Genomic DNA, 22,802 nt, shown 5'->3' on the forward strand with positions numbered 1-22,802 from the left:
TCGAAGCGTAAGCCCCGGCGTTGGTGGAAATGGTGAAAATGCGTTGGCGTGATTGGGGAAATTGCGTTGGCGGAATCGGCTAAAGTGCGATGGCGAAATTGGTTGTTTTTACAGTAGCGCTAACAGCGCTGGCCAGCACCTCCCCGTCGCGGTCGATCAGGCAGGCCCAGTGCGATGACTTGCCGACGTCCAGGCCGAGCACGGCCGCGGGTCTGGTGGATGGCGCTTTCACGGTGGTATCCTTCCGGTAGTCGTTCGACCGGATGGCCTCCCCCTCGGCACTCACATTACCAGCCGCGGCACCTGCCCGGCACTTTCCTATCAGCCGTCGGGGGCGGCGCGTCCCGCGCCGGCAGCACCCAACTGGCCCTCTCGGGGGCAGGGACGTTCGGCCGTGCGCGGGCGCCCGGTCGGCGGCCCGTTCTGGGCGCGCCTCAATCGTAGCCCGAGACGGTCCCGGGCTGACAATTTCGACTGTAATGGACGTTCTTAAACGGCTAGTCGCTGGGGACACTCTTTGGCGTGTCGCCTGACGCCGCGACCGTGAGACCTCTGGCACGCGTGAGCTATTTGCTAGGTCCTTGTAACGTTTGCGCCCGCGGAGTCTTATCTGAGCTCCCTTTGGGTACGTTGGAATCGGATACACGTTCGATTCCAACAAGCCCGAAGGGAGCTTTTCTATGTTTAAACTGATTGCATCCGATATGGACGGCACACTGCTTGACGAAAACGGCCAGGTGCCTCCCGAGACCTACGAACTGATTCTGGCGCTACACGAGCATGGCGTGCATTTCGCCGCATCGTCAGGTCGTCGCTACGATCGCCTGTGCGAGTTCTTTGCGCCCGTTCGCGACAAGATGGACTTTGTCGCCGCTAACGGCGCCCAGGTCTACGCCGACGGTAAGATGGTGGACCGTGAGGTGTATTCCCACCTGGCGATTCGAAGGCTCGCCCAAGCCGTCAGGACGTTTCCCAATCTGCATCTTGCGCTCTTTGACCGAACCAAGTCCTTCCTGCTCGATGACGAGTGCAAGTTCGTGCGTGAGGTCGATAAGGACCTTCCCAATGCCGAGCGCATTTGGGAGCTGCCCGATCCCAGCGTAAATATCATCAAAGCGAGTATCTTTTGCGACGACAGTGCGGTTATGGACAGCGCGTACGTGCTACAGCGCGAACTTGGTCAGCTCTTTACTTTTGCGCCTTCGGGCAACGCGTGGATCGATGCCATGCAGCCTGGTGTGTCGAAGGCCTCGGGTATCGCGCAGCTCGCGGAGCATTACGGCATTGGACGCGACGAGGTCATGGCGTTTGGCGACTCGATGAACGACTACGAGATCATTCGCTTTGTCGGCACGGGCTGCGCGATGGAAAACGCGCGCCCCGCGCTCAAGGCGGTGGCCGATCGCGTGGTGGGTTGTAACCGCGACCACGCCGTCCAGCAGGAGCTCCGTCGCGTGCTGGAGAGTCTCGCTTAATCCGGCAGATGGGGACGTTTCTTTTCTGCCGGCAGTGGGGGACAGTCCTTGCAGCTTTTTCGCGAAGAGTGTCCCCAACGACTAGTCATTCAAGAACGTCCCCAATGACTAGTCGTTTAAGAACGTCCCCAATGACTAGTCGTTTAAGAACGTCCCCAATGACTAGGCAAGGGCGGCCATGATGGTGCGGGCGACGCCGTCGTGGTCGTTGTCGTATTCGGTGATGGCGTCGGCGGCCTCGCGGTCTTCGGACTCGGCGTTGATCATGGCCATGCCGTGGCCCGCTGCCTGTAGCATGGGGATGTCGTTGATGTTGTCGCCGAACGCCCAGGCGTCGGCGAGACGCTCGCCCAGGTGCTCGCATAACCACGTGAGGGCCGTCCCCTTGGTGGCGCCCTCACCCATGACCTCGATATTCATGGCGTACGAACGCGTGACTTCAATGCCCTCGAGCGTGTCGAGCGCCGTCGCGATGGCGTCGCGATCGGCCGGGTTGTGCCAGTACATGGCGATGCGTTCGAGTGTCTCGACCTCGTTGATCTTGCTGTCGATATCCATGTCGATCGGTGTTCGTGTGCGCTTGAGCGAAGCCGCGATGTGGGGGTCGCCATCGCAGAATTCGTCCAGGCGCGTGTAGAGCGAGCGGGGGAGGAAGCACTGCCCGTCCGCGAAGATATCGAAGGTGACGTCATGGCCGGCGGCAATGCTATGGACGCGGTGGGCGATGGCGCGGTCGAGCGGTCGGCTCAAGATGCGCGTGGCGCGCGAGGCGTCGGTGGGCACATCGTCGTCGAGCTGCCAGACGCTGGCGCCATTGGCGCAGACGGCATAGTGCACGGCGGGATGGGCGAGGATGGGCTCAAAGATGCCCGACAGCGGACGTCCCGTGCAGGGCACAAATTCAATCCCGCGTCGAGCGAGCTCGTCGAGCATCGCCCAGGTGGCATCGCTCATCTGCTTATCGCTCGTCAACAGCGTTCCATCCATATCGGAAAACACAATCATTTGATGCAGCCCTTTCTGCTGGCATAAAAAGCGTGGCCGAGGGCGGTGATGCCCTGGCCACGCTCGGGTTCTATAACGGTCCGCGTCCTAGCGGCCGGCGAGCGGCTTGTATTCCAGCGGCTCGATCACCGGACGGTATGCCGGGCGGATGATGCGATGCGCGCAGAAGAGCTCTTCCATGCGGTGTGCCGACCAGCCGGCCATGCGGGCGACGGCGAAAAGCGGCGTAAAAAGCGTCTCGGGCACGCCGAGCATCTTGTAGATAAAGCCTGTGTACAGGTCGATGTTGGCGCAGATAGGCTTGGTCATGCCGTGGTCGCGCATCACCTGCGGTGCCAGGCGCTCGATGCGCTCGATGAGTGCGAACTCTTCGCCCAAGTCCTTCTTGGCTGCCAGTGAGCGCGCGTAACGGCGGCAGACCTCGGCGCGCGGGTCGCTGAGCGTATAGACGGCGTGGCCCATGCCGTAGATGAGGCCCGTGCCGTCGAAGGCCTGCTTGTCGAGGATCTTGCCCAGGTAGGCCGCGACCTCGTCCTCGTCCTCCCAGTTGGAGACATGCGCGCGGATGTCCTCGTGCATAGACACGACCTTGGCATTGGCGCCGCCGTGGCGCGGGCCCTTGAGCGAGCCGATAGCCGCGGCGTAGGCGGAATACGGGTCGGTGGCCGAAGACGACAGCACGCGGCAAGCGAAGGTGGAGTTGTTGCCGCCGCCGTGCTCGGCATGCAGCATGAGCATAACGTCGAGCAGCATCGCCTCATCGCGGGTGAACGCCATGCCGCCGCGCAGGACCTGTAGGATGGTCTCGGCGGTGGAGAGACCGGGCGTAGGGTGCGGCACGTGAACCTCAGAGCCGCGAAGCTTGGCGACCGAGGCCATGTGTGCGAAGGCGGCGATGCGCGGGAGACGTGCGAGCATGGAAATGGCGACGTCGATTTCGTGCTCAGGCGTGATCACGTCTGGTTCGGCATCGAAGGCGTAGAGCAGCAGTACGGCGCGCTGAAGCACGTTCATGATGCTCGACGACACCGTGGTCATAGGGAACTCTTTAACGTACTCGTCGCTCAGATGTCTAAAGGCACCTAGGCGCTCGCAGAAGCCGTCGAGCTCTTCCTTGTTGGGCAGCGAACCCGTGATAAGCAGATAGGCGACTTCCTCGTAGCCGTAGCGATTCTCGGCCTGGGCATTGTTGACCAGATCCTCGATGCTGTAGCCGCGAAGCGTGAGCTTGCCCTGATCGGGCACGACCTTTCCGTCGACCTTGTTGTAGCCGTGCACATCCGAGATGCGAGTGAGGCCCGCGACCACGCCCGAGCCGTCGGCATTGCGCAGGCCGCGCTTGACATTGTGCTCGACAAACAGACCCTCGTCATAAGGGTCGGTCGGCAGGCCGTGGTAGAGGCTTTCGCTCTCGGGCGAAATCTGGCGGCTTGCTTCGTAATCCAGAACCAGGCGGCTCAAGTGGTCATCGAAGCGGTAATAGATTTTCTTGGCGTCGTAGGCCATGCGCGCTCCTCTCCGGGCCGCATCGGGGTGACTTGCATGGGCATGCGCGCGTCAGGCTATCCCCAGCGGCTTGCTCGCTACAGGCGGTACATAAAGTTGAAGACGTCCTCGCGCTGGATGGACACGTTGACGCCCGAAAGCTCGCCGGCCTCGGCCAGCGCCTTCTGCAGCTCGGCGAAGTCGAGCTTGGACTCGGCGGTATCGGCCAGCATGGTCATGGTGAAGATGTCCTCGATAATGGACTGCGTGATGTCGCGGATGTCGACGTTGGCCTCGCCTAGGACACGGGTGACGCCGGCGACGATGCCGGGGCGGTTCTTGCCAAGGACGGTGATGACGATACGGGAGGACGAGATCTCGGCCATGGGAAACCCTTTCGCGTGATTGCGGCGCGCGCGGGGCGCTCCGCTACGGTACAGTGTTCATCATTGTACCTGTCTGGCGCAAAAAAGGCGCGCTCGCTGCGGCGTTACATGCCTGCAACATGAGCGTAAGGGGGAAGGCCGTACGGGGAAGAGCCGTCTGGCGCGTGTCCGGCTCGTGTTGGGTTGATTTCCGATCTCAGCCGAACACATTGAGCGGACAGGCCGTTCCCGCAGTCAGCCGAACGCCTCCGACGGCTGATTCCGAACTGGAAGCGAAGGGCATCCCCGCCCTTCGGTAGGGGATACCGCTCCGCGGCGCATGCCGCGGGCGGCGCCCCTATCGGACCACCGTGACCTCAGTTGGGATGGGCCCAGCACTGCCGCGTACTCGGTGAGCTAGAGCCAACTGTTCGTCTTCACGTCGCGTATGGCGATATTTCGGTCGTCCGGCTCGGTGATGCCGTAGCCGAACGCCTGGAGCGTCTCGATGGACTCCTGGATCCTCTGTTGGAACATGGGACCCGGATCGACCCTCGGCCCGAGGTGCCCGCGCCAAAGGCACGGCGTGGCGCGCAGCATGTTATGGATTTTGGAGATGGGCTCGATGTCGGCGTAGACGTTGAGCGTCGCCATGGCGTCCTTGTGGCCGAGGATCGATTGGAGCGCCTTGATATCGCCGCCTTGGCGGATCCACTGCGTTGCGAACGCTGTGCTGGAGCTGCCTCCCGCCGATCCGTCAGGAGCGCAGGAAGGCTTATCCGTAGAAAACCTTTCCTGTGCCTTTGATAAGCAGCCGGTATTCAGCGGCCTTGGCTTTTCTGCAAAACGAGGCGAAGTGTTGGGGATTGTCGGTCATAACGGCGCGGGAAAAACGACGATGACACGCTGCCTGTGCGGGCTTTTGAAAGAAGTGAACGGAACGGTTCGACTGGATGGGCAAACACTGAAAGCAAAACAGCGCAATAAGGCCAGCTTCTGTGTTATGCAGGATGTGAACCATCAGCTTTTTTCAGACAGCGTATGGAACGAATGTGAACTGGCGCAGCCGGATTGTCCGCCGGAGCGGATTGAAGAAATTCTCAGGTCTTTTGATTTGCTGGATTTCAAAGACCGCCATCCGATGGCCCTGTCAGGAGGTCAGAAACAGCGCCTTGCGGTGGCAACCGCTATTCTCTCCAACAAGGATGTACTTGTCTTTGATGAGCCGACCAGTGGCCTGGACTATCACCGTATGCTGGAAGTGAGCAATATGATCCGCAAGTTGAATGATGAGAATAAAGTTATCATCATTGTTTCCCATGATTTTGAGTTTTTGGGCCGGACTTGTGATAAAATATTTGATATGGAGGGATGCTCCATAGAAAGCAGGTAGCGTCTATGCCGGAACTATTCCAGGAAATGTACTACGGCCCGAATGTTCAAAACCTGGTTGAGTCCGATGATTGTAAGGTCATGCGTTTAAGTGATAACTCTGGTGAAGGCATGATGACACTCTATCATGTCTTTCCCGGTGTGTTTCTCATGTATAATGATTTCCACATGAAGGAGTGCATTTCGGGCTTCCAGACAGATATGGACCTGCTCTGTATAGATCACTGCCGGGAAGGACGCATTGAGCAGGAAGTCGGCCAGAATGCCTTTAGCTATTTAGAGGCTGGCGATCTTCGGGTGGATCGTCGCATCCATCATTCGGGCAAGGTGGAGTTTCCGCTTTGCCACTACCACGGAATTTCCATTGGCTTTCAGGTGGAGACTGCGGCAAAAGAAATACCGGCTTCTATGAAAGGCTTTTCTGTTGATCTTTATGAGTTGCAGAAAAAATATTGCAGTGACCGCACACCTTATGTCATTCCAGGAGAACCGGCCATTGAGCATATTTTTTCCGAACTTTACAATGTGCCGATCAAAATCAAAAAAGACTATTTCAAGATTAAGGTGTTGGAGCTACTGCTGTATCTGGATGCACTGGAACTTTCAGGCCATACAGAAGAACGCCCCTATTTTTATAAAGGTCAGATTGAAAAAATCAAAGCAATCCAGGCGCTCCTAACTCAGGACTTAACACAGAACTATACATTAGAGGAGCTTTCCGAGCGGTTTGACATCGCTCTAACTCCCATGAAAAATTGTTTTAAGTCGGTATATGGCAGCCCAATTTTCACATATATGCGGAATTACCGAATGAACTATGCCGCTTCTTTGCTGCGATCCGATAAGACGCTGAAGGTGGCTGAGATAGCGGGACTTGTAGGATATGACAGTCCCAGCAAATTTGCTTCTGCATTTCATCAGACAATGGGGAAAACACCGTTGGAATATCGAAAATCAATTATCTGATTGGCACAGAAAAGGCCGCGTGGAGCGGAAGAAAAAACTGAATCATGATAAATTAAGGATGGTTAGTAGGACTTAACCATCCTTTTTTCTTTACTGACCGAATAGAACGAAAGAGGTGAATTACTATGAAACAACAAAAAAAGAGTTGGGTCAAAACTCTACTTTCCTTTGCAGAACCCTGCAAGGGAAAGATGATCCTCTCGGTTTTATGCGCCATTTTTAGTGTCGCTGGTGGATTTATTCCGTTTTGGGCAGTTTATAAAATTCTGCTTCTGTTTATCAACCGTACTGCCACAGGAAACTATATTCTGTTATGGTGCTTGGTTGGCGTAGGCGGATACCTGATCCGTGTCATCTGCTTTGGCATTTCCACAATTTTGGCACATATCTCCGCTTACACGATACTGGAAGGCATCCGCCTGAAAATCGCAAACCGCCTGATGAGGGCGCCCCTTGGCGAAGTAATGGGGCGAAGGATCGGTTACTTGAAGAATATTATCATGGACAAGGTGGAGGACTTAGAGCCGCCCTTGGCGCATGTAATTCCAGAACTGACTTCTAATCTGCTCCTGCCGCTGGCTATTTTCGTCTGGATGCTGGCAATAGACTGGCGTATGGGACTTTCGATTTTGATTGCTCCTGCGTTGGCTATGATTCCGATGTTCTTCCTTATGAAAAATTATAACAGCCAGTATGCAGCCTACATGGAGGCAAATAACCATGTCAACAACATTATTATCGAGTATGTAGAGGGCATTGAGGTTGTTAAGGCGTTCAACCAAAGTACCAGTTCCTACGAAAAGTTTGTAGGCGCTGTGAAGTCCTTTAAGGATTTTACTCTCAACTGGTTCAAAAGCACATGGAAAACCATGAATTTAATGATGGCGATTATGCCGACTACCTTGCTTGGGGTACTCCCTGTTGGTTTGCTGCTGGTGCGTGGTGGAAGTATTACTCCCGCTGAACTTGCAATGGGAATTATCCTCTCACTTAGTATTGTGGGGCCACTGATGAAAGCTACGACCTTTATCAACGAAGCAAAATCTATGGAGTATGCGGTTGAAGCAGCAAATGAGCTTTTGAATCTTCCAAATTTGCCGGATTCCGGGGAATTTGTTCCAATCAACCATACCGATATTGTCTTGCAGGATGTGTCCTTTTCTTATGACGGTACAACACAAAATGAAGTGTTGCATGGTATCAGCTTAAATATGCCACAGGGGAGTTTTACTGCACTGGTCGGACCGTCTGGAGGAGGAAAATCAACGGTGGCTCGCCTGATTGCACGGTTTTGGGATGTAACTGGTGGCAGCATCTCCATTGGCGGCAAAAATATAAAAGAGCTTTCAATTCACCAGCTTTCTGAATTGGTCAGCTTCGTGACACAGGACAATTTCCTGTTCAACTGCTCGCTCAAAGAGAACATCCGCCTGGGTAATCCAAATGCTACGGATGAGGAAGTATATGCCGCCGCAAAAGCGGCTTGCTGCGATGATTTCATTGCTCGGCTGGAAAAAGGATATGATACCCCTGCCGGTGATGCCGGCAAGCGGCTATCTGGCGGAGAAAAGCAACGAATTGCTATTGCGAGAGCAATTTTGAAAAATGCGCCTATTGTGATTTTGGATGAGGCAACTGCCTTCACTGACCCGCAGAATGAAGATAAAATCCAGAAATCCATCATGGCCCTTTCCAAAGGAAAGACCCTGCTGGTGATTGCACATCGTCTGTCTACCATTCAAAACGCAGATCAGATTGTTGTTCTGAAAAAAGGGCAGATTGTTGACTGCGGAAAGCAGGGGGAACTTTTGGAACGCTGCCCGCTTTATGCAGATATGTGGCAGGCGCATATTGGCGCAAAGAACTGGTCTGTGGGCGAGAAAAAGGAGGTGGCTGTCAATGTTTAAGTCAATGAAACGCATTATTCGATGGGCTGGCAAGTACAGAGGTCGTCTTTATCTTGGCTCTGTATTCTCTTTTTTCAGTAGTTTATCTACAGCCATCCCGACAATGGCTGCTGCTTATGCGCTGGATAAATCTATTCAGGCATATTGGGCGCATACCACAATTGACGCTTCTTTGATCTGGAAAATGCTGTGGATTATTGTTGGCTCTATTGCATTGAATTTCCTGTTTTCTTATCTACGGGCAATTTTACAGGAAAGTATCGGCTATGAAGTGGCCGCTGGCCAGCGCATTCATTTGGGCGATGTACTGAAACGGGTTCCCCTTGGGTACTTTTCACAGAACAGTGTCGGTGACATTCTGGCAGGTGTTACCACGGAATTATCTACTTTGGAATTACAGGGCATGAAAATGGTGGATGTCATCATCAATGGATACGCAAAGTTTATTGCCATCGTTTTATGCCTGATCTTCTTCAGCCCTGTTGCGGCGGTTATTTCCATTGTCGGCGTTGCTCTTTCGGCGCTGGCTTTGCAGGGGATTAGCAGACACAGTGAAAAAACCGCTGCAACAACCCATAAAGCAATGGAAGATATGTCCGGCGCAGCGATTGAATACATCCGGGGGCTTTCCATTGTGAAGTCCTTTGGACAGGAAGGTGCTTCTATTGAGAATTTTCGTAATGCCAGTAAGGAATTGAAAGATATTCACATCAAGGTAGAAAAGGGCTATACACCATATAACTGCCTACACCTGTTTGTGTTGAAGCTGGCATCTATGGGGATCGTCCTGGTATGCGCGTGGCAAGCATTGCAAGGGCAAATGAGTATATCTGTTTTTCTGATGTTTGTTCTTTTCTCCTTTGTTCTTTTTGGCAGCGTGGAAAATATCAATGATGCTGCGCACACTCTTGGGGTTATTGATTCTGCCATGAACAAGTTGGAAGCATTAGAGAATGTAAACTATATCGACCAGGGTGGCACCGATATAAAACCGGCAACCTATGATATTGAATTTAGGGATGTTTCTTTCGGATATGACAGCCGGATTGTTCTGCATGACCTGAACTTCAAAATTCCGCAAAATAGCACAACGGCCATCGTGGGGCCATCTGGCAGCGGAAAATCTACGCTGTGTAACCTGATTGCCCGTTTCTATGATGTGAACAGCGGAACGATTACCGTTGGCGGAACAGATATTCGCCGATTTACCTGCGATAGCTTGCTAAAAAATATCAGTATGGTTTTTCAGAATGTCTATTTGTTCCGGGATACCATCAAGAATAACATTAAATTCGGCAGCCCGGACGCCACGGATGAACAGATTATCGCCGCCGCAAAAGCAGCCCGCTGTCACGACTTCATAATGGCTTTGCCGGACGGTTATGACACAGTGATTGGTGAAGGGGGTTCTTCGCTTTCCGGCGGTGAAAAGCAAAGAATTTCTATCGCCAGGGCGATGCTCAAGGATGCTCCCATTGTTATCTTGGATGAGGCAACCGCAAGTATTGATCCAGAGAATGAGCATTTGATCCAAGAAGCGATTTCTGCTCTAACACACGGTAAAACTATTATTACGATTGCCCATCGTCTGGCCACGATTGAGAACGCCGACCAAATCCTTGTGATTGATGGCGGAACTGTGGCTCAGAGGGGTACGCATAAGGAACTGCTGCAACAGGAAGGGACTTATAAAAAGTTCATCCAGATCCGCGAACAAGCCGAAGGCTGGCGGATTCAGTAATGGGTGTCCCTATGAAACTTCATGCGTCCGGGGAGGACTACCTGGAAACCATCCTTGTTCTCCAAAAGAAACTCGGTATGGTACGCTCCGTAGATGTGGCCCGGCACATGGAGGTGTCAAAGCCCAGCGTGTGCCATGCAGTGGCTACCTTGCGGGACGGCGGCTTTCTCACAATGGACGAAGATCACTTTCTCCATCTGACCGATGTGGGCCGCGAGGTGGCTGAAAGAACCTATGAACGCCACTGTTTCTTTACCGAGCAGCTTATCGCCGCAGGCGTTGATCCCAAAACTGCGGAGGCCGACGCCTGCCGGATTGAACACACTATCAGTCAGGACAGCTTTGAAAAAATCCGGCGTGCACACGAACAGGAGAGGTAAAACTTAAATTCTACCGTCGCTTCACACTAGTAGCCAAAAGGTAGTCGGCGGTAAAGTTTATATCCCCATACCTGCCGGTCATTCGAGAGTAAGAGCGGCCATCCGTGCAGGATGACCGCTTTTACTGTATCCAGAGAATTCCGACTACGCGAGGCAGTGTTTATTTATCGTCTCTCAAATTCTCTGCGCTTTGGCACAATGCAATATACCGCTCCGCTTCTGCATCACTCTTTCCGGCAAAGAAATCTGCCACAACTTTTGGAATTTCACGCGGTTTTTCGTCGTGAAACACCACGGCGTCAAGGCTGATTCTCATCTCCTTGGAAATGAGAGCCACGGTTTCAAACTTCGGATTGCTTTTGCAGTTTTCAATCTCAATAATCGTGCGCGTACACATGTTCAGTTTTTCAGCCAGTCCACGCTGTGTTATCTTCTGCTGGATTCGCTTCTCCCGAAGTTTGAGGGCAAAAAGGTCAAGAAAGTTCATTGGAAATCACCTCTACTATATTGTAGAGTGAGCTTCGCTTCACTTAAATCTACATGTAACTCATATTGGATGAGCTATAAATCACATTCAAAGAACTGAAGATTATTTTATGAGAACACGGATGAACAGGAGATGGCGCTAAGACCGCTCGCGGCCATGTAAAAAAGCATAAGTACAGAGTAGCCACCCACGCAAAAAAGCGCGCGGCGATCCCGCAGACGAGCTGCACTCACAGAAGTGAGTTGCAGCTCTCTTTTTATGCAGCATGGTTCATCCGTGATTTAGCTCCTCCGGGGGCAGCAGTATTCCCTTGCGCTTTCGCGCACAATCAAGGCGCTCGTGCGGGCAATGATGTCCGTGCGAGCGCCTTTTTTCGTTTTTCTGTCGGCTGTCGTTCTCCGCCGGTGTTGGCTTGGCTCACCAACCACCCAACACCGAAACGGAGGAACAAAATGTTTAATAGAAAAAGCATCTATGCGCTGAATAAGAAAGACCCCGATGCCATCGTTTATATGGATGCCAATGAAGTCATCATCCGCCTGACCCGCGAGGACTTTGCCAGCGAGGAAGAGTTTCTGAAATGGAAATCTTGGTCGGATGGAAACTACCACACTGAGGACAATCAGGATGTGGTAGAGGGGAAACACAATACGTCCATTGATGACCTGTCCGAAGCCGCACTTTCCATTCCTGCCATTGATGTGGTTATGGAGCGCCAGCACGAGAAATCTGAGCGGTGCAGAATGGCTTCCACGATGGTTTCTCAGATCAGGGACAAGCTGACGGAAACACAGTTCCGCAGACTTTGGATGTACTACGTTGGCGGAATGACCGTTGATGAAATTGGGCGGATTGAGGGCATCAGACACCAGAACATTTCCAAAAGCATTGGCTCCGCAATGAAGAAAATCAAAAAATTTTTCCCGTAAGCTCAAAAACAGGGTGCAAAAATGCCCTAAAAAAGATGATAGGTGAAGGGACATTCTCCACGAAGCCTTTCGTTGAACGTTGAAAACTGAATAGACCATGATGCAGGCACAAAACCCGCGTGATAGCGGCATAAGGTGCACCGCCACGACGATGGCTTCAAGGAGGTGATTCCGGACAAGCCATCCGAGCGATCTACGCAGCCTTAGACCCGATTCGGCAAATCGGGCGCGATGACAGCGCGGCGGATAATGAAACTTGCTCACGCCCTCCCACAGACTTGAGGGGGAACCCTGCGGTATGCGCCAGCCCTTTGGTGCAGCGGTATCGTGGAGTTATGACAGCCCTGCCAAGGGCGGCCTGCATCATGCCCACTATCCGGGGCGCGTGGCAAATAGGATGGATCTTCTCAAATGGACAAGCAGAGCGGCTGCGCCGGTATTCGCCATTATGTTATGTGGCTCCAATTCTGCCCGCGCAGCCGCCTCTCAAAGTCAGATACCATGCGCTGACGGCCTTTCCCGTCAGCGCATTCATGTGACCTTGAGGAAACCCACCAAACCGAGAAAGGAGATCGCCATGATGCAGCCAACGCCAAACGAATCCCGAATCCACACGGATGAGCTGGTGGACATCCGGGAAGTATCTGTTGACAAAAATCTTCCCAAGGAAGAACGTATTGCCGCCTTTATCCGCCAGATCAAAAATCCTTACCGCTTCCGCTGCGGCGATTTCGTGGTAAACGCCTGCTTTGCCGGGAACGGTGTTACGTTGGAGGAATGTCTGCAAGGCATTTTGCGCTGAGCGACATCCTCGCTTTTTTCCGCAGAGAGTGCTATGATCGGTGTGGAAAAGGATGAAAACCTAATAGCCAGATAACCACTCTTTTCATGCGGGAGCAGTCCGGGAGAAAGGAGTGCTTTTTCATGCCTAAATACAAAGCTACCGCTTACATCCGCCTGTCCTACACCGACGATCATTCCAGCGAAAGCGACAGCGTTTCCAATCAGCGCAAGCTCATTGAAAACTTTGTAGAGCGTAACCCGGATATTGAGGTCGTTTCCGAAAAGATCGACGATGGATACAGCGGCATCATCTTTGACCGCCCCGCGTTCAAGGAAATGATGCAGGATGTCACCGATGGCAACATCAACTGCGTCATTGTAAAAGACCTCTCCCGCTTAGGGCGCGAGTACATCGAAACAGGCCGGTATCTGCGCCGGGTATTCCCGGCCTACGGGGTGCGTTTCATCGCTATCACCGACAGCATCGACACCGCCCACGACAGCGGCGATGATCTGACCGTATCGGTCAAGAACATTATGAATGAAGCCTACTGCCGGGACATTTCCATCAAGACCCGTTCCTCTCTGGACGTGAAGCGGCGCAACGGCGATTTCGTCGGCGCGTTCCCAGTGTACGGCTACATGAAAGCCGAGGACAATAAAAACCTACTCGTCCCCGATCCCTACGCCGCCCGCGTTGTCTGCGACATTTTCCGTATGCGGCTGGAGGGCGCAAGTGCCTCCAAAATCGCATCGGAGTTGAACCGGCTGGGCATTCTCTCTCCGCTGGCATACAAGAAGAACAACGGCCTGCCCTACGCGAAAAAAGGCTATGCGGACAAGGCTGACTGCAAGTGGTCGGCTACCACCATCATCCGCATCTTGCAGGACGAAACCTATACCGGAACGCTGGTGCAGGGCAAACAGGGTACGCCGCATTACAAGATCAAGCAGATGGAGCAGCGCCCCGCCTCCGAGTGGGTGCGTTTCCCGGATGCCCATGAAGCGCTGATTGCCCGTCAGGATTTTGAGCTGGTGCAGCGCATCAAGGGGCTGGATACCCGGACTTCTCCCAACGAGGACACGGTGTACCTGTTCTCCGGTATTCTGATCTGCGGGTGCTGCGGAAGCCGCATGACCCGCAAGACCAACCGTGCAAACGGCAAGGAGTACCACTACTATTATTGTCCCACCGGCAAGAAAAAGGGCTGCACCCATCCGGTCATGCTGAAAGAAAGCAGCCTGATCGACTGTGTGCGAGACAGCCTGAAAGCCTATATCGGCAATATCGCTTCGCTGGAGGCGCTGCTGACCGGCATTGACCAGTCCAGCATCAATCAGGCGCTTGCCAAGGAATACAGCGACCACATCACCGACAACGAGCGCCGGTTGGAGCAGGTGCTGGAGTTCAAGGCACGGCTTTATGAGAGCCTTGTGGGAGGTATGCTTACCAAGGAAGAATATGCCTCCTACAAAGCCAAGTACACCAAGCAGGCCGAGGACATCCGCGAAAGCGTCCGCGTTCTCAAGGAAAAGCTCACGGAGGTGCTGGAAAACCGAAGCGAGCGCAACCGTTGGATTTCGCAGTTTACGAAGTTCTCCACGCTGGAAACCTTAGACCGCAGGGCGCTCATTCACATGGTACAGAGCATCCGCGTCCGTGGCAAAAAGGAGCTGGATATTACCTTTACCCATGAGGACGAATACAAAAAGGCGTTGCGGCTTTTGGCGCTGGCAGCGCAGCAGAAAGATTACGAACAGAGAAAGGTGGGCTGAGCATGGCGAGAAAAAGCAGGAAAGAAACGGCTGCGGTAGCCGTGCAAGAGGCCGACGCCGCTTGCCGCGCCGCAATCTACGTCCGCCTTTCGGTGGAGGATACCCACACGCACAGCGTATCCATTGAAACCCAGCAGATGATTATTGCCCGCTATCTGGAGCAGTACCCGGAGATCAGCGTGTACGATACCTACATCGACAACGGCGCGACGGGGACAAACTTCCACCGTCCGGGCTTTCAGCAGATGCTCTCGGATATTGAGGCCGGTCATGTAAACTGCGTGATTGTCAAAGACCTTTCCCGTTTGGGACGGAACACCATTGACACCGGCTATTACATCGAGCAGTATTTCCGCATCCGCAACATCCGCTTTATTGCGGTCAACGAAAACTTCGACACCGCCAACCCGGAAGATGCCCATTCCGGTATCATCATCCCGCTGCGGAACATGATAAACGAAGCCTACGCTTTGGACATTGGGCGCAAGATCAGGGCGCAGCAGCGGCAAGCCATGAAAGACGGCAAATTCATCGGTGCGCGTACTCCCTACGGCTACCTGAAGGCCAAGGACGATTGCCACCAGCTTATCATCGACCCCGTTGCCGCCGTCGTGGTGCAGCGGATGTTCCGTTGGGCTTCCGAGGGCGCTGGCCTCAATACCATCGCTGTGCGGCTGAATGAGGCGGGCATCCTCACCCCCAGCCACTACAAGAAGATGCAGGGCAAGATCACTCACGCAAATTTGCTCGGCAGCGGCAAGTGGCAGACCCGGACTGTCGGCGTCATTCTCCGCTCCGAGGTCTACACCGGAGATCTTGTTCAGGGGCAGACCAAAACCGTGGATCACCGGCAGGTCAAGGCCGACGCCGAGGAATGGACGGTCGTGCGGAACACCCATGAGGCCATCATCAGCCGGGAACAGTTCGCGGCGGTGCAGGAAATTCTCAATCAGACCGCCAGCCGCGCCAAGGCGCGGGAGGTCAAAGCCTTCACGCCGAACCTGCTCAAAGGCAAGGTGTTTTGCGCCCATTGCGGCGGCAGCCTGCATCGGCAGCGGAATATCCGCAAGAAGTCCGATGACGTGTACTTCTACCATTGTCTGAGCCAGAGCCGAATCAGCAAGGATGCCTGCCCCGGCGTGACCATCCGCGAGGATGCGTTGCTGGATATGTTGGCAGATATGCTTCAGGACGCGCTTGATACGGCGCTGGGGCAATACACCCTCTCTCTTGCGGAGCTGCCCCGGCAGGCCGCTGACCGCGCTGAGCTGCGGGAGAAGATCACCAGCCGCAGACAGGAAATCCAGCGGCTTCGCGGTATCGTGCGGAGTTTATATGAAAACCTCGTCCAAGGCGTTCTCACCAAGGATGAATACTTTGACTACAAGGAGAAGTACGAAAGCCGCATTGCCGACCTCGCCGTGGAAATGGAGCAGTTGGAGGATGGCCTGCGGACGATGGATGCTCAAACAGAGCAGCACCGGGCGCTGAAGCAGGATGCAGCACAGGTCAAGACCGACCGTGCGCTGACTGGCGCACTCATCGAGCGGCTGATCGAGCACATCGAGGTATCCCACGACAAGCAGATCACGGTGCGCTATCGCTTTCAGAGCGAGTTTGAAACCTATGCGGAGGTGCTGGAACAATGCAGAAATATGTAATCGCCCTCTACATCCGCCTCTCCATCGAGGACTACAAGTACGACAGCCTGAGCATTGAAAACCAGAGTCTCGTCCTCCACGAGTACGCGGCTTCCATGCCGGAAGCTCTGAACGCGGAGATTATGGAGTTCATCGACAACGGGTACAGCGGCACAAATTTTGAGCGTCCGCAGGTACAGAAGCTCATTGAGCTGGTGCGGGCCAATCAGATCGACTGCATCATTGTCAAGGATTTTTCCCGCTTCGGGCGCAACAGCATTGAAACCGGCTACTTCATTGAGCGCGTGTTCCCGCTGTTCCATACCCGCTTTATTTCCATCAGCGACGATTTTGACAGCAGCAAATTCAAGGGCGACACCGGCGGCATGGACGTGGCGTTCAAGTATCTCATCAGCGAATATTACAGCCGCGATATGTCCATCAAGACCAAGAGCGCCAAGTACGCCAAGATGCAGCGCGGCGAGTATCAGAGCAAAATCTGTCCCTACGGCTACCGCAAAAGCGCCGATGGCAGAATGGAGCCTGACCCGGAGGCCGCTGCCGTTGTGCAGCTCATCTTCCAGCTTGCCGCCGAGGGCATCAACGCCACCGCCATCACACGGGAGCTGTTCCGCAGAAGCATCCCCACTCCCGGCCAGTACAAAGCGGCGCACGGCAATCACACCCACGATATTTCCCGCTGTCACGGGGTTTGGAGTACATCCACCATTCTCCGCATTTTGGAGGACGAACGCTACACCGGCGTGTATGTGATCGGCAAGCGGGCGGTTCTCGAAGTAGGCGGCAACAGAAGCCGCCTGAAGGACAGAGAATCATGGTACATCATCCCCGACCATCACCCGGCCATCGTCGAGAAAGCCGTGTTTGATACCGTGCAGGCCAGCCAGCTCCGCTTTTCCCAGCCCAACAAAAAGAAGCGGGATTACCCGCTGAAAGGCAAAGCCTTCTGTGGCTGCTGCGGTCATGCGCTATCCCGCACCGTGCAGAAAACCTCATATTATCACTGCCGCCATTCTGAGGCGGACGTAGAAAGCCGCTGCCACAAGATGCGCCTGAACGCCGCAGAGCTGGAACAGGCGGTATTCCTGACGCTGAAAAAGCAGTTGGAGGCCTCCGTACCGCTTGCCCCGGACGGTACGCTCCGGGTGGATGCCTCCGTACCGGAACGCACCGAATATGAGCAGCAGATCGAGACGCTGCAAGACGGTAAGCGCGCCTTGTATGAACGCTATCTCATGGGCGAGATTGACCTGAACACCTACAAGGCAGAAAAGGCCGCGTGTGACGAGCTGCTTTTGAAAACGAAAAACGCCTATGCCGCAGTATTGGCACAGGCGAAACAGAAGCAGGACGAACAGGCACGGCAGGACAGCCGCAAGGAAGCGTCCAAGGCGATTTTCGATGCGGACACGCTGACCACCGAGCTGGCCGAGCTGCTGATAGACCGGGTGCTGGTGTACCCCGATAAGCGCATTGAGATTGCATACAAAATCCAAGACATTTTCGATTGAGGTGGCAGACATGAAAGTTGCTTTCTATTGCAGAGTAGACGGACAGGGCTTCGGCTTTGTCCTCCCTGATGAAGCTGACAAGCTCCGCGAGTTTTTCGCCGAGCATCAGGATAAGCCTGCGCTTGAAAATCCATCAAGCGCAAGCTAAAAATTTTTGTCGTGTGCTTGACATACGGGTGGCGAAGGCCGTGGAACGTGATCAGCTCGTCGTTGGTGCCCATGAGGCCGTTGGTCTCCGAGAACGTCTTGAACGCCCTGCGGATATAGCTTGTCGTCGCGAAGGTCGCGCCCGGCTCCGACAGGATGTAGCAGTCCCCGATCTCGACCGCCCCGGTAAGGCCGCGCAAGCGCAGCTTTCCGCAGTCGATCTCGTGGGTCTCCTTCAGGAAGGGGAGTAGGCCGATCGGGTCGATGGGGATACCCCTGGCGTCATGGGTCTTGGTGTCCTTGATGAACGAACCCATTCCCTTCGCGTACGCCACCGAGTGTCTGATCGAGATCAGGCCCGTCTCGAAATCCACATCGCACCACCGAAGGCCGCAGACCTCGCCGATTCGCATCCCCGTGTGCAGGGCGAGTACGACCGCCCTCTAATCCTCGGCGGACCAATCGAGTCCGAACTCCTTTCGGGCATCCTCTTCGCTCATGACTTCGAGAAGGTCTCCGGGTTGGCAACGAAGGGCGAGGCATAGCTGCTCGAGTGTGTTGAAGCGAATGCCGCGAATATGCCCTTTTTTAATACGGGACAGGTTCACGGGCGTGGTTCCAATCCTTTCGGCAAGTTCGTTCGAGGAAATCTTTCGCTCGGCCATGATCTTGTCGAGGCGAACAATTACGGGCATGGCGTTTCCTTACGCAATCTCGTCGGAGTCGAGGTACAGCTCTCGGGCGTACAAGAAGAGCTGGGAAAGCATGAACAGGACGATGCCGAGAACCAGAGAGGTCCAATCGAATGATGAAGCGATCTCTTGGGCGCCGACGGCCCCCTCGCCGCCAAACATCGAAACGGAGGTTTTGAGTGAGCCGGCGTAGAGGCTGGTGGCAGCTTGAACAACGAAGAGAATGCCGAGCACCTTCAAGCATGTCGCAGACCCTTTCTTGAAGGGGTCTCCGCTCTTGATCGTCCACACGAGAACGGCGCTGAGGATGGTCGTAGCGATACCGATGACGGCAGGGACCAATGTCGAGATCGCAAGGGCTGGATACGCGGGGGAGTCTGCAATTACAGGGTTGTCGAGCACTTCGATTGCTGGCTTTAAGGAGAACGCCACTTGTGCGATGGCGGTGGCGCAAAGGGTCGCAGAGGCTATCGCACATGCGATGCGGAAGGAATGAAGCCGGGGAGTGCGATTGTCGGAACTCATAATAACCTCCGAAGAATTTAAAAAACTCAGGTTACTTTTTAACAGTTTATGTTAAATTGACTTTGCCGGCAAGTAATCACAGCATACTGCAACCGAAACCCCTCTAGATTGGAGAGGATTATGTTCAGTACTGTTAAGTCGTGTAAGCTCTTGGTTTTCCTCGGCCTCGCTCTTTGTCTGTTGCTGCCGGGAGCCCCCGCTTTTGCGGATACCCCGATGCCTCCTTCCCAGGAGAGCAGCCAGTGTGCCCTCGTTGAGCCCCTCGGGTATACGGACGACGTCGTCGATACCTACTGGAGCTACAGCTGTCCTCGCGGCGTAAGCGGGCACAGCATCTCGATGTTCAACATCTCTTACAAGACGATCTCCTACCGAAATGGCTATCGCCGATCCGCGCATCATAGGGAATCCCGCCTCGCTGCAATGTGCTCCTGTGGTGTTCTTGGCACAACTGATAAATGGCAATTTGTCTATAGCACCTACTAGATGCGAGGAAGGGCCGAGCATTTTGTTCGGCCCCTCTGTTCCGACTGGATGAGGTTAAGGTTGGCGATGAATATGCTCAAAATCTCGAAGGCGATCTTTAGGTCGCTTCTCTCCTCCAGGTCGCTCTGTGTTGTCGTTGTTGCGTTGATGGTTCTTTGTGCTCTGCCCGTCTTCAGGAGCGCGGCTGGCATCGACGGACGGGTCGAATACCTCGAGTCGGGAATAACCCGTGTTGAGCAGGAATTGTCAGCATCCTATGCGGATGCGCTTGTGAATGCGGGGGAGGACGGTGTCTATACCTCTTCATCAAGCATGCCCGCGCTTCTGTACCCTCTTGTCGCGGGACGTCTTATCTTGGCGCCGCTCTCTCCCCTACTTCCGTTTCTGCAGATATCGGATGGAGAGTACACCTATTATGACGGATCGAAGGAGTACTTGCTATGGGTCGCAACGGCCGTTGCCGTCTCGTTCCTTGCCGCGCGTCTTAACAAACGTGAAAAGCTCATCATCCAGGCACCGATGGGCGAGCTGGGTAGACTTGTTGCATCGAGCGTATGGGCGAGTGTTTTTGCAATGCTTGCCGTCCTCGCCATCAATCTTCCAGGGATAATCGCCGCGCTTGTGAAGAATGGCCCGGGCTCGCCGTTCTATCCGATAGGCTACATTCAATATGCGACTCCGGTTATCAAACCGGCTTGGCTGGTGTTCGCGCAGACGGCCATCTTGCAATTCTTGGTGGCAGCGTTCATCTCGCTTGTCGTTCACCTTGCCGTGAAGATTGCCAATAACCCTACGCTTGGAATCGTGTTCGTATGTGCCCTGATGGGGGTGACGATGGTTCCCGGGTATTACGGAAGATCCATCGCTTTACGTGAGTTCGCCCTGTTGAATCCCCTTACGTATGCGAACACTGAGTTGACCGTCGGCGCCTATAGCCCGTACCCGACAACGCAGATAGTGAATCTGCCTGGACTTTGCTTCGAGCGTGGCGCGATTGCCCTCGTATGCGCAATCGGGATCGAGGTGCTGGCAATTAGCCTGCTTTGCGTTGCTGGAAAGAGCGGCTGCGCGTGCCCGATATCCCCGATTTGTCTTGAGAGAGGTTCCTTCACTGCATCGAGAACGGCAACTCGTTCGAGCGCTTGTGCCTCCGCCGTTGCATACGTAAGAACGATGGGGAAACTGCTCCTGCGTTCTCCTACCCTCGCCGTATGCGCGATTGCAATGTCGACGACGATGCTGGCCCCGGCTCTGGTCGAGATGTTTCCTGACGCTGATAACGTTTCCGCTGTTCGGTATAGGGATGGGGAGCTCCGTTCAATAGATCGGTATCTAGAGCAGAACGCTGCGAATATGGACGTCGAGGGCAAAGCGGCCCTGGAAGACATGCGGGATGCTCTTTCGGGTTTCGTGTACGCGCCTATGCCTGCGGAGGGGTTTCGAAGCCTTGCGACGTACGAGCGCGCTCGAGGTGAGCTGGGCGCGGCAGATGCGACTCTCCTGCAATCGATCGGAATCGAGCCGGAGACTCCTTCTCGTGCGGAGGCGCGCGCCCTTCTGCTTGAGTCGATCGCGAGCTTGCCGGACCCCAAGGTTTACGAGTTAAGTACGAAGATGCCCCCATTAATCCTCCTTTCGTATCTCCAGGCAGCGCTTCCCTCCTTATTTTTGCTGTTGCCCGTGGTTGTCACATCGCTCGCGTGCACCCACCTGCAGTGTCGTTCCCTTCTGGTTCTCCAGATCCCCGCAACAGCGCATGTGCGTTTTCTGACGGCTGTTGCGCTGGCTCTCCTGCTTGGCTTGGTGCTGCTTTTGGTGTCGATGGTTCCCGCTGTCGTTGTGTCCGTGATTAAGAACGGTGCGGGTGGATCGGAGTATCCCGTCGCTCTCATTCGGACGGGAGCTTCGACAACGTCCATGGTGGGGGAGGCGGTGTTGTGCAGTATTCCGTTGCTGGTCATGGCATACGGCGTGATTTCCGTCGTCGCTGCGTTGACAGCAGCGATTAGCCGCAACCCCGTTGTCACCGGAATGGTTTGCGTGGTTCTCTTGGTGTTGGGTTCGTTGAGCGCTCATGTTGAAAGCGTGGGCATGGGCGTCGCGCTGCTGGCTCCATTCGCCTCGTTTGATCCCGCTTCCCAGGTGGGGACGATTGGGTTCCTTGGGCGAGGGACGAACGCGATGCCTTTTGGAGAGGTCGTCGGCGCATCGGGCGCTCTGCTGGTGGTCTTGGGCGCCGTATCTCCGTTGATGGTGCGCCTGAGTGTTCCAAAGATCGAAAGGGGATGATCTCGATGATTGACCTTCAAACGCTGACGATCTCTTATGGAAAGAAGGTGCTCGTAGATTCGGTGAACGCTGAGTTTGCCCCGGGTACGGTCTACGGTCTCGTCGCTCCGAACGGGCATGGAAAGACGACGTTGCTGCGTGCGATGGCAGGTTTGCCGGGTCCTCGCGTGGACGGGAGCATCGTTCTGGATGAGGTGCAGGGTACGGGTGCGAGAGAGGTCCGTTCTATGATCTTCTATGCACCTGGTGAGGGGACGCTGCTGTATCCCGGATTGCGTGCGGAAGATCACCTCAAGATGGTTTGCGATATGTGGCCGCATGCTCGCGATATCGAAGAGATAGTGGAACAAACGCAGATAGGCGAGTTCGCGAAGATGAGGATCCGCACTCTGAGCCAGGGCATGAAGCAGCAGCTTACCCTGGCGATTGCGTATGCGGCGGGCGCGCGGTACCTTCTATTAGATGAGCCCATGAACGCGCTCGACCCCAGCAGGGTGGACTTGCATTCCGAGATTCTCAGGAAGCTGGCCGATTCTGGTACGTGCATCATCATGTCATCCCACATCTTGGATTCGGTCGATAGGCTGTGCGATGAGATTCTGTTTTTGAAGGATGGGAGGCTCATTAGAAGCATTCCGCAAGATGATGCTGCGCCGAAGTCTCCTGGATCCCATTTCGCAAAGCCTGCCGGACGCGCCGAGGGTGCGCTAAGCACGTATCGGCGACTCTACGAAAAGGGCGGGTAGAAATGCAAGTTAAAAATCTATGTGGCCAATGTGATACCGTTGAACCCGCGTATC

General features: G+C 54.6%; 22 protein-coding genes and 1 pseudogene. 14 read left to right on the plus strand and 9 right to left on the minus strand.

Features of this window, described 5'->3' with window-relative positions:
• Window positions 1–79: 79 nt before the first annotated feature.
• Entirely contained in the window at window positions 80–232 is a 153-nt protein-coding gene (locus tag AAAX72_RS09285; RefSeq protein WP_349130103.1) for a hypothetical protein, read from the minus strand.
• Window positions 233–680: 448 nt separating this feature from the next.
• Here AAAX72_RS09285 and AAAX72_RS09290 point away from each other — a divergent pair, with 448 nt between their 5' ends.
• Window positions 681–1,475, plus strand: a complete 795-nt coding sequence (locus AAAX72_RS09290) for an HAD family hydrolase (RefSeq protein ID WP_055310360.1) — start codon at window positions 681–683, stop codon at window positions 1,473–1,475.
• Window positions 1,476–1,637: 162 nt separating this feature from the next.
• Here AAAX72_RS09290 and AAAX72_RS09295 read toward each other — a convergent pair whose 3' ends face one another.
• The 4 genes from AAAX72_RS09295 to AAAX72_RS09310 all read right to left on the minus strand — a co-directional run bounded on the left by AAAX72_RS09295 (window position 1,638) and on the right by AAAX72_RS09310 (window position 4,984).
• Entirely contained in the window at window positions 1,638–2,480 is an 843-nt protein-coding gene (locus AAAX72_RS09295) for a Cof-type HAD-IIB family hydrolase (protein WP_349130104.1), read from the minus strand.
• Between the two features lie 87 nt (window positions 2,481–2,567).
• Window positions 2,568–3,986: a citrate synthase gene (locus AAAX72_RS09300; RefSeq protein WP_349130105.1), complete on the minus strand. Its 1,419-nt coding sequence runs from the start codon at window positions 3,984–3,986 to the stop codon at window positions 2,568–2,570.
• Between the two features lie 77 nt (window positions 3,987–4,063).
• Complete coding sequence (locus tag AAAX72_RS09305; RefSeq protein WP_006235289.1) at window positions 4,064–4,351, minus strand: ACT domain-containing protein; 288 nt, start codon at window positions 4,349–4,351, stop codon at window positions 4,064–4,066.
• A gap of 396 nt (window positions 4,352–4,747) precedes the next feature.
• Entirely contained in the window at window positions 4,748–4,984 is a 237-nt protein-coding gene (locus tag AAAX72_RS09310) for a hypothetical protein (protein ID WP_346972372.1), read from the minus strand.
• Here AAAX72_RS09310 and AAAX72_RS09315 point away from each other — a divergent pair.
• The 5 genes from AAAX72_RS09315 to AAAX72_RS09335 all read left to right on the plus strand — a co-directional run bounded on the left by AAAX72_RS09315 (window position 4,983) and on the right by AAAX72_RS09335 (window position 10,716).
• Window positions 4,983–5,723, plus strand: a complete 741-nt coding sequence (locus AAAX72_RS09315; protein WP_349130106.1) for an ATP-binding cassette domain-containing protein — start codon at window positions 4,983–4,985, stop codon at window positions 5,721–5,723. The two genes, AAAX72_RS09310 and AAAX72_RS09315, sit on opposite strands and share 2 nt — an antisense overlap.
• Before the next feature lie 5 nt (window positions 5,724–5,728).
• Window positions 5,729–6,688 carry an AraC family transcriptional regulator gene (locus tag AAAX72_RS09320; RefSeq protein ID WP_349130107.1) on the plus strand — a complete coding sequence of 320 codons (960 nt, stop codon included), beginning with the start codon at window positions 5,729–5,731 and terminating at the stop codon, window positions 6,686–6,688.
• A 125-nt stretch (window positions 6,689–6,813) separates the two neighbouring features.
• On the plus strand, window positions 6,814–8,595 hold the full coding sequence (locus AAAX72_RS09325; protein WP_349130108.1) for an ABC transporter ATP-binding protein: 1,782 nt from the start codon (window positions 6,814–6,816) through the stop codon (window positions 8,593–8,595).
• Window positions 8,588–10,336, plus strand: a complete 1,749-nt coding sequence (locus AAAX72_RS09330; protein WP_349130109.1) for an ABC transporter ATP-binding protein — start codon at window positions 8,588–8,590, stop codon at window positions 10,334–10,336. Before AAAX72_RS09325 ends, AAAX72_RS09330 begins: the two co-directional genes overlap by 8 nt.
• Before the next feature lie 11 nt (window positions 10,337–10,347).
• Window positions 10,348–10,716, plus strand: coding sequence for a metal-dependent transcriptional regulator (locus AAAX72_RS09335; protein WP_349130110.1), 369 nt, complete (start codon window positions 10,348–10,350; stop codon window positions 10,714–10,716).
• 160 nt (window positions 10,717–10,876) lie between these two features.
• Here the strand turns inward: AAAX72_RS09335 and AAAX72_RS09340 are convergent, their stop codons facing one another.
• Window positions 10,877–11,203 (minus strand): helix-turn-helix transcriptional regulator, encoded by a 327-nt coding sequence (locus tag AAAX72_RS09340; RefSeq protein ID WP_233105307.1) that lies wholly within the window; start codon window positions 11,201–11,203, stop codon window positions 10,877–10,879.
• Window positions 11,204–11,445: 242 nt separating this feature from the next.
• Here AAAX72_RS09340 and AAAX72_RS09345 point away from each other — a divergent pair, with 242 nt between their 5' ends.
• The 6 genes from AAAX72_RS09345 to AAAX72_RS09370 all read left to right on the plus strand — a co-directional run bounded on the left by AAAX72_RS09345 (window position 11,446) and on the right by AAAX72_RS09370 (window position 18,011).
• Entirely contained in the window at window positions 11,446–12,132 is a 687-nt protein-coding gene (locus tag AAAX72_RS09345; protein WP_349130111.1) for a hypothetical protein, read from the plus strand.
• Between the two features lie 298 nt (window positions 12,133–12,430).
• Entirely contained in the window at window positions 12,431–12,934 is a 504-nt protein-coding gene (locus AAAX72_RS09350; protein ID WP_349130112.1) for a DUF6870 family protein, read from the plus strand.
• A gap of 122 nt (window positions 12,935–13,056) precedes the next feature.
• Window positions 13,057–14,691, plus strand: coding sequence for a recombinase family protein (locus AAAX72_RS09355; protein WP_349130113.1), 1,635 nt, complete (start codon window positions 13,057–13,059; stop codon window positions 14,689–14,691).
• A 2-nt stretch (window positions 14,692–14,693) separates the two neighbouring features.
• Window positions 14,694–16,352, plus strand: coding sequence for a recombinase family protein (locus AAAX72_RS09360; protein WP_349130114.1), 1,659 nt, complete (start codon window positions 14,694–14,696; stop codon window positions 16,350–16,352).
• Window positions 16,337–17,863 carry a recombinase family protein gene (locus AAAX72_RS09365; RefSeq protein WP_349130116.1) on the plus strand — a complete coding sequence of 509 codons (1,527 nt, stop codon included), beginning with the start codon at window positions 16,337–16,339 and terminating at the stop codon, window positions 17,861–17,863. The genes AAAX72_RS09360 and AAAX72_RS09365 overlap by 16 nt, the downstream gene beginning before the upstream one ends.
• A 10-nt stretch (window positions 17,864–17,873) precedes the next feature.
• Window positions 17,874–18,011 (plus strand): hypothetical protein, encoded by a 138-nt coding sequence (locus AAAX72_RS09370; protein ID WP_349130118.1) that lies wholly within the window; start codon window positions 17,874–17,876, stop codon window positions 18,009–18,011.
• Between the two features lie 34 nt (window positions 18,012–18,045).
• Here the strand turns inward: AAAX72_RS09370 and AAAX72_RS09375 are convergent.
• The 3 genes and pseudogenes from AAAX72_RS09375 to AAAX72_RS09385 all read right to left on the minus strand — a co-directional run.
• Window positions 18,046–18,435, minus strand: a pseudogene (locus AAAX72_RS09375) (tyrosine-type recombinase/integrase); the annotation flags it as partial.
• A gap of 18 nt (window positions 18,436–18,453) precedes the next feature.
• Window positions 18,454–18,705 (minus strand): helix-turn-helix transcriptional regulator, encoded by a 252-nt coding sequence (locus tag AAAX72_RS09380; RefSeq protein ID WP_006235292.1) that lies wholly within the window; start codon window positions 18,703–18,705, stop codon window positions 18,454–18,456.
• Window positions 18,706–18,714: 9 nt separating this feature from the next.
• A complete protein-coding gene (locus AAAX72_RS09385) occupies window positions 18,715–19,227 on the minus strand; it encodes a DUF2975 domain-containing protein (RefSeq protein WP_006235293.1) in 513 nt (170 codons plus the stop codon).
• A 552-nt stretch (window positions 19,228–19,779) separates the two neighbouring features.
• Between AAAX72_RS09385 and AAAX72_RS09390 the strand changes: the two genes are divergently transcribed.
• Window positions 19,780–22,002, plus strand: coding sequence for a hypothetical protein (locus AAAX72_RS09390; RefSeq protein ID WP_349130119.1), 2,223 nt, complete (start codon window positions 19,780–19,782; stop codon window positions 22,000–22,002).
• A 5-nt stretch (window positions 22,003–22,007) separates the two neighbouring features.
• Entirely contained in the window at window positions 22,008–22,748 is a 741-nt protein-coding gene (locus AAAX72_RS09395) for an ABC transporter ATP-binding protein (RefSeq protein WP_349130121.1), read from the plus strand.
• Window positions 22,749–22,802: the final 54 nt, after the last annotated feature.

Origin of the sequence: Collinsella sp. CLA-ER-H8 (assembly GCF_040092335.1) — a bacterium.
In the GTDB taxonomy this organism is placed as follows: domain Bacteria; phylum Actinomycetota; class Coriobacteriia; order Coriobacteriales; family Coriobacteriaceae; genus Collinsella.

Coding starts and splice junctions, on each gene's coding strand:
- AAAX72_RS09290 (WP_055310360.1), top strand. CDS start 681: ATGTTTAAACTGATTGCATCCGATATGGACGGCACACTGCTTGACGAA.
- AAAX72_RS09295 (WP_349130104.1), bottom strand. CDS start 2,480: ATGATTGTGTTTTCCGATATGGATGGAACGCTGTTGACGAGCGATAAG.
- AAAX72_RS09300 (WP_349130105.1), bottom strand. CDS start 3,986: ATGGCCTACGACGCCAAGAAAATCTATTACCGCTTCGATGACCACTTG.
- AAAX72_RS09305 (WP_006235289.1), bottom strand. CDS start 4,351: ATGGCCGAGATCTCGTCCTCCCGTATCGTCATCACCGTCCTTGGCAAG.
- AAAX72_RS09315 (WP_349130106.1), top strand. CDS start 4,983: ATGGCGTCCTTGTGGCCGAGGATCGATTGGAGCGCCTTGATATCGCCG.
- AAAX72_RS09310 (WP_346972372.1), bottom strand. CDS start 4,984: ATGGCGACGCTCAACGTCTACGCCGACATCGAGCCCATCTCCAAAATC.
- AAAX72_RS09320 (WP_349130107.1), top strand. CDS start 5,729: ATGCCGGAACTATTCCAGGAAATGTACTACGGCCCGAATGTTCAAAAC.
- AAAX72_RS09325 (WP_349130108.1), top strand. CDS start 6,814: ATGAAACAACAAAAAAAGAGTTGGGTCAAAACTCTACTTTCCTTTGCA.
- AAAX72_RS09330 (WP_349130109.1), top strand. CDS start 8,588: ATGTTTAAGTCAATGAAACGCATTATTCGATGGGCTGGCAAGTACAGA.
- AAAX72_RS09335 (WP_349130110.1), top strand. CDS start 10,348: ATGAAACTTCATGCGTCCGGGGAGGACTACCTGGAAACCATCCTTGTT.
- AAAX72_RS09340 (WP_233105307.1), bottom strand. CDS start 11,203: ATGAACTTTCTTGACCTTTTTGCCCTCAAACTTCGGGAGAAGCGAATC.
- AAAX72_RS09350 (WP_349130112.1), top strand. CDS start 12,431: ATGCGCCAGCCCTTTGGTGCAGCGGTATCGTGGAGTTATGACAGCCCT.
- AAAX72_RS09355 (WP_349130113.1), top strand. CDS start 13,057: ATGCCTAAATACAAAGCTACCGCTTACATCCGCCTGTCCTACACCGAC.
- AAAX72_RS09360 (WP_349130114.1), top strand. CDS start 14,694: ATGGCGAGAAAAAGCAGGAAAGAAACGGCTGCGGTAGCCGTGCAAGAG.
- AAAX72_RS09365 (WP_349130116.1), top strand. CDS start 16,337: ATGCAGAAATATGTAATCGCCCTCTACATCCGCCTCTCCATCGAGGAC.
- AAAX72_RS09370 (WP_349130118.1), top strand. CDS start 17,874: ATGAAAGTTGCTTTCTATTGCAGAGTAGACGGACAGGGCTTCGGCTTT.
- AAAX72_RS09380 (WP_006235292.1), bottom strand. CDS start 18,705: ATGCCCGTAATTGTTCGCCTCGACAAGATCATGGCCGAGCGAAAGATT.
- AAAX72_RS09385 (WP_006235293.1), bottom strand. CDS start 19,227: ATGAGTTCCGACAATCGCACTCCCCGGCTTCATTCCTTCCGCATCGCA.
- AAAX72_RS09390 (WP_349130119.1), top strand. CDS start 19,780: ATGAATATGCTCAAAATCTCGAAGGCGATCTTTAGGTCGCTTCTCTCC.
- AAAX72_RS09395 (WP_349130121.1), top strand. CDS start 22,008: ATGATTGACCTTCAAACGCTGACGATCTCTTATGGAAAGAAGGTGCTC.